General features: G+C 72.4%; 12 protein-coding genes. 7 read left to right on the plus strand and 5 right to left on the minus strand.

Annotated features, from left to right (window positions below; all coding sequences use genetic code 11):
* Positions 1-22: 22 nt before the first annotated feature.
* From IEZ19_RS18660 to IEZ19_RS18670, 3 genes are all read right to left on the minus strand, one after another.
* Positions 23-364 (minus strand): nucleotide pyrophosphohydrolase, encoded by a 342-nt coding sequence (locus IEZ19_RS18660; RefSeq protein ID WP_189312333.1) that lies wholly within the window; start codon positions 362-364, stop codon positions 23-25.
* Entirely contained in the window at positions 361-1,680 is a 1,320-nt protein-coding gene (locus tag IEZ19_RS18665; RefSeq protein WP_373297005.1) for an AAA family ATPase, read from the minus strand. Before IEZ19_RS18665 ends, IEZ19_RS18660 begins: the two co-directional genes overlap by 4 nt.
* 123 nt (positions 1,681-1,803) lie before the next feature.
* The gene (locus IEZ19_RS18670; protein WP_189312361.1) at positions 1,804-2,193 is read right to left on the minus strand and encodes a cell division protein SepF; all 390 of its coding nucleotides are present in this window, start codon (positions 2,191-2,193) and stop codon (positions 1,804-1,806) included.
* A 239-nt stretch (positions 2,194-2,432) separates the two neighbouring features.
* Between IEZ19_RS18670 and IEZ19_RS18675 the strand changes: the two genes are divergently transcribed.
* Entirely contained in the window at positions 2,433-4,160 is a 1,728-nt protein-coding gene (locus tag IEZ19_RS18675; RefSeq protein WP_189312362.1) for a hypothetical protein, read from the plus strand.
* Positions 4,161-4,167: 7 nt separating this feature from the next.
* Here the strand turns inward: IEZ19_RS18675 and IEZ19_RS18680 are convergent, their stop codons facing one another.
* On the minus strand, positions 4,168-4,677 hold the full coding sequence (locus IEZ19_RS18680; protein WP_189312334.1) for a YceI family protein: 510 nt from the start codon (positions 4,675-4,677) through the stop codon (positions 4,168-4,170).
* Between the two features lie 111 nt (positions 4,678-4,788).
* Between IEZ19_RS18680 and IEZ19_RS18685 the strand changes: the two genes are divergently transcribed.
* The 4 genes from IEZ19_RS18685 (at position 4,789) to meaB (ending at position 10,380) form a co-directional block, all read left to right on the plus strand.
* Positions 4,789-5,283, plus strand: coding sequence for a MarR family winged helix-turn-helix transcriptional regulator (locus IEZ19_RS18685; RefSeq protein WP_189312335.1), 495 nt, complete (start codon positions 4,789-4,791; stop codon positions 5,281-5,283).
* A gap of 114 nt (positions 5,284-5,397) precedes the next feature.
* Positions 5,398-7,215: a methylmalonyl-CoA mutase subunit beta gene (locus tag IEZ19_RS18690; RefSeq protein WP_189312336.1), complete on the plus strand. Its 1,818-nt coding sequence runs from the start codon at positions 5,398-5,400 to the stop codon at positions 7,213-7,215.
* The gene (scpA, locus tag IEZ19_RS18695; RefSeq protein WP_189312337.1) at positions 7,215-9,389 is read left to right on the plus strand and encodes a methylmalonyl-CoA mutase; all 2,175 of its coding nucleotides are present in this window, start codon (positions 7,215-7,217) and stop codon (positions 9,387-9,389) included. The genes IEZ19_RS18690 and scpA overlap by 1 nt, the downstream gene beginning before the upstream one ends.
* Before the next feature lie 4 nt (positions 9,390-9,393).
* Complete coding sequence (gene meaB / locus IEZ19_RS18700; RefSeq protein ID WP_189312338.1) at positions 9,394-10,380, plus strand: methylmalonyl Co-A mutase-associated GTPase MeaB; 987 nt, start codon at positions 9,394-9,396, stop codon at positions 10,378-10,380.
* A gap of 51 nt (positions 10,381-10,431) precedes the next feature.
* Here meaB and IEZ19_RS18705 read toward each other — a convergent pair whose 3' ends face one another.
* Entirely contained in the window at positions 10,432-10,869 is a 438-nt protein-coding gene (locus IEZ19_RS18705; RefSeq protein ID WP_189312339.1) for a hypothetical protein, read from the minus strand.
* A gap of 171 nt (positions 10,870-11,040) precedes the next feature.
* Here IEZ19_RS18705 and IEZ19_RS18710 point away from each other — a divergent pair, with 171 nt between their 5' ends.
* Positions 11,041-11,511 carry a cation:proton antiporter regulatory subunit gene (locus tag IEZ19_RS18710; protein ID WP_189312340.1) on the plus strand — a complete coding sequence of 157 codons (471 nt, stop codon included), beginning with the start codon at positions 11,041-11,043 and terminating at the stop codon, positions 11,509-11,511.
* 4 nt (positions 11,512-11,515) lie between these two features.
* The coding region (locus IEZ19_RS18715; protein WP_189312341.1) for a cation:proton antiporter at positions 11,516-12,238 on the plus strand (723 nt) is incomplete at its 3' end.

The following is a 12,238-nucleotide window of genomic DNA, read 5'->3' on the forward strand; positions in this document are numbered from 1 at the left end:
GCCGGGTTCCGTGCCCGGCGCACTACGCGTCGTCCGCCCCCGGCACCGGAAACCTCCGCTCGTTCCGGTCGATCTTGGCGGACAGCGCGGCCAACGGGTCGACGCCGAGCACCCCGCACAGCTGCAGCAGATACGCGAGCACGTCGGCGATCTCGTCCGTGACGCGGTGCGCGGTGTCCGGGTCGTCCATCACGCGGGCCGACTCCTCCGGCGTCAGCCACTGGAAGATCTCGAGCAGTTCAGCGGCCTCCACGCCGAGCGCGCTCGCCAGGTTCTTGGGGGTGTGGTACGGCTGCCAGCCCCGCGCGGCCGCGAACTCGGCCAGGCGGCGCTGCAGTTTCGCCACGTCCAGATGTTCCGTCACGCGTCCAGGTGTACCACCGTGACTCCGGGCACCTCCCCGGTCCACGACGCGTCGCTCACCGCCCCCACGAACCGGATGTGCCCGCGCGTGCACATCCGGGCCGCCAGCCGCAGGAGTTCCGTACGCTGCCGCGGGTCCAGCGCACGATCGAGGCCGTCGGCGAGCACGGTGAGCACCTTTATCGCGTCGGGCACCTCGCCAGGCACGTCCACGTCGAGTACGCCGGGACCGGTGAGCAGCACCAACGCCAGCGCCAGATAGCGCAATTCACCGTCGCCCAGCCGCCCGAGGTCCGTGCGCGTACCGTCACCCCGGTCCAGCATCGCCCGCACGGTCCCGTCGCCCGCGGGTTCGGAGACCAGATCGGTCACGCGTCCGGCGCAGCCCGCCTGCACGGCGGTGACGAGCTGTGCGTGCCGCCGTGCGCACTCCGCGCGCGTGCGCCACAGGACGTCGGCGAGGTTGTCACAGCCGGGCAGGAGCCGTCCCGAGCCCATGAGGACCGGTTCGCGCATCCGCTCGGGACGCGGGTCGCAGGCGAAGACGGTCCTCAGGGCGACCACGGTCTGCTCGGCGGCGGCGAGCACCCGTCGCTGGCCGTCGGTCTTGCCCGCGACGCGCAGCGGCAGCAGCGCGGTGCCGAGCCGGTCGTCGGGGAGCGGGGCGCGCGTCACCGGGGATGTGCCCGCCGTGTGCCAGGCGGCCTGCACGGCACGCCGGCCCGGGTCACGCAGGGCGGTCTCGAGCAGTACCAGCCCGCTCGCCGTCAACCGCTCGCCCACGATGCGCAGTTCGGGCTCCACCTGGACGGCGACGTCGAGCCGCACCGGGCCCTCCGGACCGTCCACCGTGCACCCGATCCGGAAGCCCCGGCGGCGTTGCGCGTCGGGCCTGGCCCGGTCGGGCACGCACGCGACGGGATCCGGCAGCGCCTCCACGAGCGGCGCCCCCGCGCCCAGCCGGGCGAGCGCCTCGTACGCCCGCAGCGCGGTGGACTTGCCGCACCCGCTGGGCCCCGCGAAGAGGGTGAGCGGCCCGAGCGGGAACCCGGCCCGCCGGTGCCCGGCGAACGCCGACAACCGCAACTCGGTGAGGCACGGCCGCAACGGCCCCTCCCGCACCTCGACGGACGGGACCGAGGGCGCCGTAGAGACCGACAACGGGGAGGACGCCGACCTGGGTGCCGGGACCGGCGCGTCGGTGCCGACGTCCCCGACGCACGGAACGGGCCGGGAGGAGTCGGCGGAAGCCGCGTTCACGAGCGCGGCGGACGCGGGCGCATCCGGGCCGCCGGACTCCGGAGACGCGGAGGACAACGGCGTATGCGGACCATGAGATTCCGCAGGCATGGGGGGCAGGGGCATATGCGGACCGTAGGACTCCCCGGCGGCGCCGAACCGTTCCCTCAGAGCACCTTCCTACGATCGGGGGACCGCACTTCAGCCCCCGGAGGCCCCGGCGCTCTCCATCAGGCCGCTGACCTCCGTGCCGGGCGGAGTCAGCAGGAACACGTTGCGGTCGACGCGGTGCATCCCGCTGTGCAGGCCGAAGACGACACCGGTGCTGAAGTCGAGGACGCGCTTGGCGACCTCGGTCTCCGCACCGGAGAGGTCGAGCAGGACCGGGATGCCCGCCATGAGCGTCTCGGCGACGTCGCGGGCGTCGGCGAAGACGTTGACCCTGAGGACCACGAAACGGCGGCGGGTCTCGGTCTCGGCGTCGGGGAGCGCACGGTGGCCGACCGCGGACGGCCACGCGTCCCGGCCGCGCAGCGGCACGACCTGGGCGAGCCCTTCCCATTGTTCATCGGTGACGTCGTAGTGGTTCACCGGCTTCCCCCCGAACTGACTCGCGTTCCATGCCTGCACCAGCCAATTCTTACGCAAGTCACCTGTTCGGCCCAACAGCGACACGAAGCGCGACCTCCCCGGCAGCCCCACCCGCATGCCACATGTGCGCATACGCCCGCTTCTTACCGGCCTCACACCGGCCTCTTCACCTCCTGCGACGCCCCGCTCACCGAGCGCGCATAGTGTGCGATCTCGTGCACTTGGCAGAGACACAGCAGGTGACACCCGGCCGGCGGACACAGTCGGTGGTGTTCGCCGGACCGGTACCTTCGGACGCCCCCGCGCAGTGGCATCGCGTCCTGACCCTCCTCGCCGACGTCAGTCTGTTCATCGGTACGCGCGCGGTGTGGACGCAGGCCGCCACGCACCGTCCGGTCCTCGCGGCCGTCATCTCCGTCTGCTACGTCTCGATCCTGGTCACCGGCGTGCTGGCCCTCACGGTCCGCCGGACCGGGTCGCTGGCCCGCCTGGACCTGGTGGTCCTGGTGACGGCGGTGACGCTCGTCCTGTGCGCCTGGGCGCTGGACCACGGCGGCGGCGACGAGGCGGTCCTCACCACGCAGGCCGCGCGCGAACTGGCCGCCGGGCACACGGTGTACGGCCGTCCGTGGCCGTGGCTGTTCACCGGCCACGGTGTCGCTCTCACGCCGACGACGAGCGGAGGCTACGACCTCACGTACGGCTATCCCCCGCTGGCGCCGCTGCTGGCCGTCCCGCTGCTGTGGCTGGGGCACGGCGGCGCGCCCGCGACCGCAGTGAGCACCGGCGCCCTGATCGCGGGGGCGGCCGTGCTGTGGCGGATGCTGCCCGTGCCGTGGCGTTCGGCCGCGACCATCGCCTGTCTGGGTTTCAGCTTCCTGCCGACGTACGCCCGGCTCGGCTACCCGGCGATCCTCGCCCTCGCCCTGCTGGTGCCGGTGGTGGTGCGCTGGCCGAGGATCGGCCGGGGCGGGCGGCTCGGGGCCGCCGGTGTCGCGCGGGCCGCGTGTCTCGGCGCGGCGTGCGCGGCCCAGCAACTGCCGTGGTTCGTGGTGCCGTTCCTGCTCGCCGGGATCTACGCCGTGCGCCGCGGCGAACTGGGCGGGCGTGCGGCCGGCCTCGTCGTCGCGCGCGTCGTGGGGATCGCGGCCACGGCGTGGCTGCTCATCAACACGTACTTCATCGTGTCGGAGCCCGGCCCCTGGCTGGACGGGGTCGCGCTGCCGCTGACGCAGGGCGCGGTCCTGCACGGCCAGGGCCTGGTCGACGTCTCGCTGTACTTCACCGACGGAAGCGACCGCCTGGACTGGTACGGGCACGCGAGCGTGCTCTTCGCGGCGGCCCTGCTCGCGCTGTTCGTGCTGTTCGTACGGCGGTTGGGCCCGGCGGCGACCGTGCTGCCCTGGTGTGCCTTCTATCTGGCGACCCGCTCGCAGGACGGCTACTACCTGATGATGACGCCGCTGTGGCTGGCGGCGGCCGTCACCGCACCCCTCCCGGAGTTCGCGACCGCCTGGCAGCCCCGGCCCCGCGCGCTCACCGGTCCGCGGCGTCGCCCGGCCCTGGCCGCTGCGACCGCGCTGCTGCTCACCCCGGCGGTGGTGAGCGCGGCCCTGGCGGTGTCCGGGTCGCCGCCGCTGCGCATGCGGGTCACCTCGGTGCGCCGGGCCTCGGCGACCGTGGTCTCGGCGCTCACCCTGCGGGTGACCAACGCGGCGGGCGACGCGCTCACCCCGCACTTCACGCTCACCACGGGCCAGGGGATGAACAAGTACTGGTCGCTCGCACGGGGCCCGGCGACCATCCCCGCCCACACCACGGCGAGCCTCGAACTCCGGCCGCCCTCAGGTATGTTCGCGATCCCGAAGCCGACCGTGCGAATCCGGCTGCGGGCGTTCACGGCGGCCCCGCAGACGCTGTCGAGCCAGGACGTGCGGCTGCGCCGGGGCGGCGGCGCGGCGGGCTGACGGCGAGTCAGGCCTCGGTACGGGTGAAACGGAGCGTCGCGCTCACCTTCGTCAGGCCGCCCATCATGCCCAGCTGGTTCCAGCTGACACCGAACTGGTCGCGGTCCACGGTGAACTCCGCCTCCAGCGTGACGGCCGACGCGTCCGCCGCGGTGACGCGCGCGGTGACGGTCTGGGGGCGGCTGACGCCACGGACGGTCAACTGACCGTCGACGGGCGCCGTGTCGCCGTCGCGGAGTTCGGCGCCGCGGACCGCGAAGGTGATCTGCGGGTGGTTGTCGGCGTCGAAGAAGTCGGCCGAGCGCAGATGGGTGTCGCGCTTGGCGTTCTTGGTGTCCAGGGAGCCGGCGTCCAGGGTGACGGTGCCGGTGGCCGTCCCGTCGGGCCCGACCTCGCCGCCGCCGGTGACGGCGGTGAAGGTGCCCTTGACGGTGGCCAGACCCCAGAACGTCTTGTGCCGTACGGCGACGGTGGAGGCGGCCGGGTCGAGCTGCCAGGTCCCGGTGGCGACGGTCATGGTCGTGCCCTTTCTCGACGGACCGGATAGCCAATGGTCCAATTTTGGATTATCTCGGGGCGCCTCACGCTAGCCCAATATCCAAATTTGGACAACACGTAGACTCGACACATGGCCACCCGCGACGAGCCCCTCGCCGACCGGCCCGCGTGTCCCTCCGGGGGCGGCGGGCTGCTCCCCGACGAGTTGCGCGCCTGGATGCTGCTGCTGGGCGCGACGGGCGCGGTGGAGCAACGGCTGCGCTCGGTGGTGAAGCAGACCCTGGACGTCTCGCACGACGAGTTCCTGATCCTGTGCCTGCTGGCCGAGGAGCCGGGCGGCGGGCTGCGTCTGACCCGGATCGCCGCCCTCCTGGGACGCCCCAAGACCCGGCTCACCTACCAGATCGCCCGCCTCCAGCACGCGGGCCTGGTCACCCGTCAGGCGGTGTGCGGCGACAAGCGGGGTGTGGAGGTGTCCCTCACCGAGAAGGCGCGCCAGCTGCTGCGGGAGGCCTCCGCGCAGCTCGCGAGCGCGGTCAAGGAGGCGCTGGCCGAGTTCGTCGGACCGGAGCAGCGCAAGGCGGTGTCCGGACTGCTGCCGGGGCTCGCCGAGGGTCCTTGCTGACCCATCGACGCACGCCCGCGTGGGCGTCGAGAGGTGCAGGTCACAGCTGCCGGGAGGGCAACGTCACAGCCCCCGCTCCGGTATCGGATGAGCGGGCTGGCCTAGCATCCGAGCATGACGGTCCTGCCTGACGACGGGCTCTCACTGGCCGCCGAGTTCCCTGACGCGACACATGAGCAGTGGCAACGCCTGGTCGAGGGTGTGCTGCGCAAGTCGGGCAAGGAAGTCTCGGGCGCGGCAGCTGAGGACGCCCTGTCCACGACGCTGGAGGACGGGCTGCGCACCCGTCCGCTCTACACCGCGCGCGACACCGCGCCCGACGCCGGCCTGCCCGGCTTCGCCCCGTTCGTACGCGGCGGCCGCCCCGAGGGGAACACCGCGGGCGGCTGGGACGTACGGCAGCGGCACGCGGCACTCGGCGAGGGCGCGGTCCTGACCGATCTGGAGAACGGCGTCACCTCGCTCTGGCTGCTCGTCGGCCCGGGCGGCATCCCCGTGTCCGAGCTGGGCCCGGCCCTCGACGGTGTCCTCCTCGACCTGGCGCCGGTCGTTCTGGACGCCGGGGCGGAGTTCGAGGCCGCGGCGGCCGAGCTGCTGCGGCTGCACGCCGAGCGGGGCGTGGACCGCAAGGCGGTACGCGGCGGCCTCGGCGCGGACCCGCTGGGCCACCAGGCCCGCACCGGCACCGCCCTGGACGTCGCACCGGCCACCGCCCTGGCGCGCCGCGTCGCCGAGGAGTACCCGGGGCTGCGCACGCTGACCGTGGACGCGCTGCCGTACCACGAGGCGGGCGGCTCGGCCGCGCAGGAGCTGGGCGCCTCCCTCGCCACCGGCGTCGCCTATCTGCGCGAGCTGACCGAGACGGGCCTCACCGTCGAACAGGCCTGCGGGCAGCTGGAGTTCCGGTACGCGGCCACCGCCGACCAGTTCCTGACGATCGCCAAGCTGCGTGCGGCGCGCCGGCTGTGGGCGCGGGTCGCCGAGGTGTCCGGTGCGCGCGGCACGGGCGCGCAGGTGCAGCACGCGGTGACCTCGCCGGTGATGATGACCCGCCGCGACCCGTGGGTGAACATGCTGCGCACGACGGTGGCCACGCTGGCCGCAGGCGTTGCCGGCGCCGACGCCGTCACCGTGCTGCCGTTCGACCACGCGCTGGGCCTGCCGGACGCGTTCTCCCGCCGCATCGCACGCAACACGTCGACGATCCTGGTCGAGGAGTCGCATCTGGCCCGGGTGATCGACCCGGCGGGCGGCTCCTGGTACGTGGAGCGGCTGACCGACGAACTGGCCCACGCCGCCTGGGAGTTCTTCCGAACGATCGAGCGGGACGGCGGTCAGGCCGCCGTGCTGCGCTCCGGCCGGCTGCGCACGGACCTGGCGACGACGTGGGCGGAGCGCTCGAAGAGGCTCGCCAAGCGGCGCGAACCCATCACCGGGGTCAGCGAGTTCCCGCACCTCGCCGAGAAGCCGGTGGAGCGCGAGCCCGCGCCCGAGCCGCCGTCCGGCGGTCTGCCGCGCGTGCGCCGCGACGAGGCGTACGAGGCCCTGCGCGCCCGCTCGGACGCCCACCTGGCGAAGACCGGCTCGCGCCCCCGGATCTTCCTGACCACGATCGGTCCGGCCGCCGCGTACACCGCGCGCGCGACCTTCGCCGCCAACCTCTTCCAGGCGGGCGGCGTCGAGCCGGTCACCGAGGGCCGGTTCGAGGACAGCGGCGCCACGGAGGCCGTGGTGTGCTCCAGCGACGCGGTCTACGCCGAACAGGCGGGGCGGGTCGCCGAGTTGCTGAAGACCTCGGGCGCCCGGCACGTGTTCCTCGCGGGCCGTCCCGCCGAATCCTCGGGGTATCCCGGTATCGACTCGTACGTCTTCGCGGGCTGCGACGCCGTCGACGTGCTGTCCGCGACCCTCGACCGCATGGGAGTGTCCTGATGGGAATCCCCGACTTCTCCGGCATCGAGCTGGGGACCCCGGTCGCCGACGGCGGTGACGCGGAATGGCGTACGGCCGCCGAGCGGGCGGCCGACGGCGAGGAGCCGCTGTGGGAGACCCCGGAGGGCATCGGGGTCAAGCCGCTCTACACCGGCCGGGATCTGGAGGGCCTGGACTTCCTGGGGACGTACCCGGGCATCGCACCGTATCTGCGCGGCCCGTACCCGACGATGTACGTCAACCAGCCCTGGACGATCCGCCAGTACGCGGGCTTCTCCACCGCCGAGGAGTCCAACGCGTTCTACCGGCGCAACCTCGCCGCCGGCCAGAAGGGCCTGTCGGTCGCCTTCGACCTGCCCACGCACCGGGGTTACGACAGCGACCACCCGCGCGTGACCGGCGACGTCGGCATGGCGGGTGTGGCCATCGACTCCATCTACGACATGCGGCAGCTCTTCGACGGCATCCCCCTCGACAGGATGACCGTGTCGATGACGATGAACGGCGCCGTGCTGCCGGTGCTCGCGCTCTACATCGTGGCGGCGGAGGAACAGGGCGTACCGCCCGAGAAGTTGGCCGGGACCATCCAGAACGACATCCTCAAGGAGTTCATGGTCCGCAACACCTACATCTATCCGCCGAAGCCGTCGATGCGGATCATCTCCGACATCTTCGCGTACACCTCGCAGCGGATGCCGCGCTACAACTCCATCTCGATCTCCGGCTATCACATCCAGGAGGCGGGTGCGACGGCCGATCTGGAGCTGGCGTACACGCTCGCGGACGGTGTGGAGTACATCCGGGCGGGTCGTGAAGCGGGTCTGGACGTGGACGCCTTCGCACCGCGGCTGTCCTTCTTCTGGGCGATCGGCATGAACTTCTTCATGGAGATCGCCAAGCTGCGGGCGGCCCGGCTGCTGTGGGCCAAGCTGGTCTCGCAGTTCGAGCCGAAGAACACCAAGTCGCTGTCCTTGCGCACCCATTCGCAGACCTCCGGCTGGTCGCTGACCGCGCAGGACGTCTTCAACAACGTCACGCGCACGTGCGTCGAGGCCATGGCAGCGACCCAGGGCCACACCCAGTCGCTGCACACCAACGCCCTCGACGAGGCGCTCGCGCTGCCCACCGACTTCTCGGCGCGCATCGCCCGCAACACCCAGCTGCTCATCCAGCAGGAGTCGGGCACCACCCGGGTCATCGACCCGTGGGGCGGCAGCGCGTACGTCGAGAAGCTGACGTACGACCTCGCCCGCAAGGCCTGGCAGCACATCCAGGAGGTGGAGCAGGCGGGCGGCATGGCTCAGGCCATCGACGCGGGCATCCCCAAGCTGCGCGTGGAGGAGGCCGCGGCCCGCACCCAGGCCCGGATCGATTCGGGTCGGCAGCCGGTGATCGGCGTCAACAAGTACCTCGTGGAGAACGACGAGCAGATCGAGGTGCTCAAGGTCGACAACTCCGCCGTGCGCGCCCAGCAGATCGAGAAGCTGCGGCGGCTGCGCGCGGAGCGGGACGAGACCGCCTGCCGGGACGCGCTCGACGCGCTGACCCGGGCGGCCGACGGCGACGGCAACCTGCTGGAGCTGGCCGTGCGCGCGGCCCGCGCCAAGGCCACCGTCGGCGAGATCTCCGACGCCCTGGAGAAGGTGTACGGCCGGCACGCGAGCCAGATCCGTACCATCTCCGGCGTGTACCGCAACGAAGCAGGCCAGTCCCCGTCCGTGGACCGCACCCGGGCCCTGGTGGACGCGTTCGAGGAGGCCGAGGGGCGCCGGCCGCGCATCCTGGTCGCCAAGATGGGCCAGGACGGGCACGACCGCGGCCAGAAGGTGATCGCCACCGCGTTCGCCGACCTCGGCTTCGACGTCGACGTCGGCCCGCTGTTCCAGACCCCGGAGGAAGTCGCCCGCCAGGCCGTCGAGGCGGACGTCCATGTGGTCGGCGTGTCCTCGCTGGCCGCCGGGCACCTCACCCTCGTGCCGGCGCTGCGCGAGCAGCTCGCCGAGGAGGGCCGGGAGGACATCATGATCGTGGTCGGCGGTGTGATCCCGCCGCAGGACGTGCCGACCCTGCTCGAGATGGGCGCGACGGCCGTGTTCCCGCCCGGGACGGTGATCCCGGACGCGGCGTACGACCTGGTCGAGCGGCTGTCGGCCGACCTCGGCCACGATCTGTAGTCCCATGGCAGCGATCGATCTCGACACGTATGTGAAGGGTGTGCTCGACGGGCGGCGGGCCCTGGTGGCCCGCGCCATCACGCTCGTCGAGTCCACCCGGCCGCAGCACCGGGCGCTGGCACAGGAGTTGCTCACCGAGCTGCTCCCGCACAGCGGCCGGGCGCGGCGGATCGGGATCAGCGGGGTGCCGGGTGTCGGCAAGTCGACGTTCATCGACGCTTTCGGCACGCTGCTGACCTCGCTGGGGCACCGGGTGGCCGTACTCGCGGTGGACCCGTCCTCGACGCGCACGGGCGGCTCGATCCTGGGCGACAAGACCCGGATGGAGCGGCTGGCGGTCGACCCCGACGCCTTCGTACGCCCCTCCCCCAGCGCGGGCACGCTGGGCGGGGTGGCCAAGGCGACCCGCGAGTCCATGGTCGTGATGGAGGCGGCGGGCTACGACGTGGTCCTCGTCGAGACCGTCGGCGTGGGCCAGTCGGAGACGACGGTCGCGAACATGGTCGACTCCTTCCTGCTGCTGACCCTGGCCCGCACCGGCGACCAGCTCCAGGGCATCAAGAAGGGTGTCCTGGAACTGGCCGACGTGATCGCCGTCAACAAGGCGGACGGCCCGCACGAGCGCGACGCCCGGGCCGCCGCACGCGAGTTGTCGGGCGCGCTCCGGCTGATGCACGGCAAGGACGCGTTCTGGACGCCGCCGGTGCTCAGTTGCAGCGCCCGCGAATCGACCGGCCTGGACACGGTGTGGGAGCGACTGGAGCAGCACCGCACCCTGCTCGACTCGACGGGCCGGCTCGCGGCCAAGCGGCGGGACCAGCAGGTCGACTGGACCTGGGCGATGGTCCGCGACGAGCTGCTGGGCCGGCTGCACACGGACCCGACGGTGCGGGGGGTCGCCCCCGGGCTCGAACAGCAGGTCAGGGACGGGGAGTTGACTGCGACGCTGGCCGCCGAACGCATTCTGAGGGCGTTCGGCGACCGGAGCTGATCTCGCTCGCTCCGTGGTCTCCCGTCCTTCCCCGGCCTGCTCCGGCCGGATTCACCAGCTCTCCCTGCCGTTCTCCGGCGAGAGGGGGCCGGTCGTGGGGGTCAGCCGGCGGTAGGCGGCGCGGGCGTTGAGCAGGCGGGCGAGAGTCGTGCCGACGAGCCCCGCGCCGAGCAGACAGGCGAGCCAGAACGTGTCCCTGGGCGCAGCCCAGGTGAGCGTGCCGGCGGGCGGAACGGCGAAGCCGTTGAGGAAGAGCCAGCACAGCAGGGCGGTGCCGGGAGCCGCCGTGAACCGGGCGCACAGGCCCAGCAGGGCGGCGAGCACCGACAGCGCGGTGAGGGCGAGTGCGGGGCGGTCGGCGCCCATGACGTGGTTGATCAGCGCCACCAGCACCGGTGCCCCGCCGAAGGCCCCGGTCCACACCAGCGGGGTGGCGACGGGCTGCGGCACGGGTACGGCCGCGGTGCCGAGGGACACCCATTCGATCATGCTCAGGCTTCCTTCCGGTCCGGCCCGGCGCCGCCGACGACGACGACCAGGCATCGCCCATGGGGCCGGTCAGGCGCTCCTGGGGTGCTGGTTAGAGTGTCACCAACACTTTGGCAAAGGAACAGTCAAACCAGACAGCCGGACAGGGGGCCAGCCGTGGGGGCTGCACGCATGAGCAGTACACCGTTGCCGGGGATCGGTGTCCGCTACGACCTGACGACGCGCGAACAGCAACGTCTGTCGGTCGTCGCCCACCGGGACGGTTCACGGACGCTGAGCGCGTACCGCGAGGACGATCCGGACGCCTGCGCCCTGTCGGTGCGGCTGGCGTCGGGCGAGGCGGACGCGCTGATCGATGCGCTGATGCCGACCCACCACAGCCCGAGTCTGCTGTCGACGACCGAGCTGGGCCTGGTGGCGGAGCGCATCGAGCTGCCTGCCGCCTCGCACTGGAACGGGCGTCTGCTCGGTGACACGCGTATGAGAACGGAGACGGGTGTGTCGATCGTGGCCGTACTGCGCCGGGCGGAGGCGATCCCCTCGCCCGGACCGGACTTCCGTCTCGCCGGCGGTGACACGCTGATCGTGATCGGCACGCGCGAAGGCGTGGAGGCGGCCGCCGCGATACTCGGGCGGGAGTGACGGGGTGCACAACTCCCCGGTCTTCCTCGTCGAGTTCGGCGCGATCCTCCTCGGCCTCGGCCTGCTCGGCCGGTTCGCCGGCCGGCTGCGGTTCTCGCCCATTCCTCTCTATCTGCTGGCCGGGCTGGCGTTCGGCGAGGGCGGTCTGCTGCCCTTGGGCGCCAGCGAGGAGTTCGTGGCGATCGGCGCCGAGATCGGCGTGATCCTGCTGCTCCTCATGCTCGGCCTCGAGTACACGGCCAGCGATCTCGTCTCCAATCTCAAGACCCAGTACCCGGCGGGCCTGGTCGACGCGGCGCTCAACGCCGTGCCCGGCGCGGCGATGGCGTTGCTGCTCGGCTGGGGCCCGGTCGCCGCCGTCGTCCTCGCCGGGGTCACCTGGATCTCGTCGTCCGGAGTGATCGCCAAGGTGCTGGGCGACCTGGGGCGGCTCGGCAACCGGGAGACCCCGGTGATCCTGAGCATCCTGGTCCTCGAGGACCTCTCCATGGCCGTGTACCTGCCCATCATCACCGCGCTGCTGGCCGGTGCGGGACTGGCAGCGGGCAGCGTGACCCTGGCTGTCGCGCTGGGCGTGGCGGGACTGGTCCTGCTGGTGGCGGTGCGCTACGGGCGGCACATCTCCCGCTTCGTCTCCAGCGACGACCCCGAGAAGCTGCTGCTCGTGGTCCTCGGTCTGACGTTGCTGGTGGCGGGGCTCGCCCAGCAACTCCAAGTCTCCGCCGCG

The sequence above is a fragment of the Streptomyces brasiliensis genome, assembly GCF_014647875.1.
GTDB lineage: Bacteria > Actinomycetota > Actinomycetes > Streptomycetales > Streptomycetaceae > Streptomyces > Streptomyces brasiliensis.

What these genes read in the sequence shown, in the direction of transcription:
- IEZ19_RS18705 (WP_189312339.1), bottom strand. Translation starts at nt 10,869, where the DNA reads ATGATCGAATGGGTGTCCCTCGGCACCGCGGCCGTACCCGTGCCGCAG.
- IEZ19_RS18680 (WP_189312334.1), bottom strand. Translation starts at nt 4,677, where the DNA reads ATGACCGTCGCCACCGGGACCTGGCAGCTCGACCCGGCCGCCTCCACC.
- IEZ19_RS18690 (WP_189312336.1), top strand. Translation starts at nt 5,398, where the DNA reads ATGACGGTCCTGCCTGACGACGGGCTCTCACTGGCCGCCGAGTTCCCT.
- meaB (WP_189312338.1), top strand. Translation starts at nt 9,394, where the DNA reads ATGGCAGCGATCGATCTCGACACGTATGTGAAGGGTGTGCTCGACGGG.
- IEZ19_RS18685 (WP_189312335.1), top strand. Translation starts at nt 4,789, where the DNA reads ATGGCCACCCGCGACGAGCCCCTCGCCGACCGGCCCGCGTGTCCCTCC.
- IEZ19_RS18710 (WP_189312340.1), top strand. Translation starts at nt 11,041, where the DNA reads ATGAGCAGTACACCGTTGCCGGGGATCGGTGTCCGCTACGACCTGACG.
- scpA (WP_189312337.1), top strand. Translation starts at nt 7,215, where the DNA reads ATGGGAATCCCCGACTTCTCCGGCATCGAGCTGGGGACCCCGGTCGCC.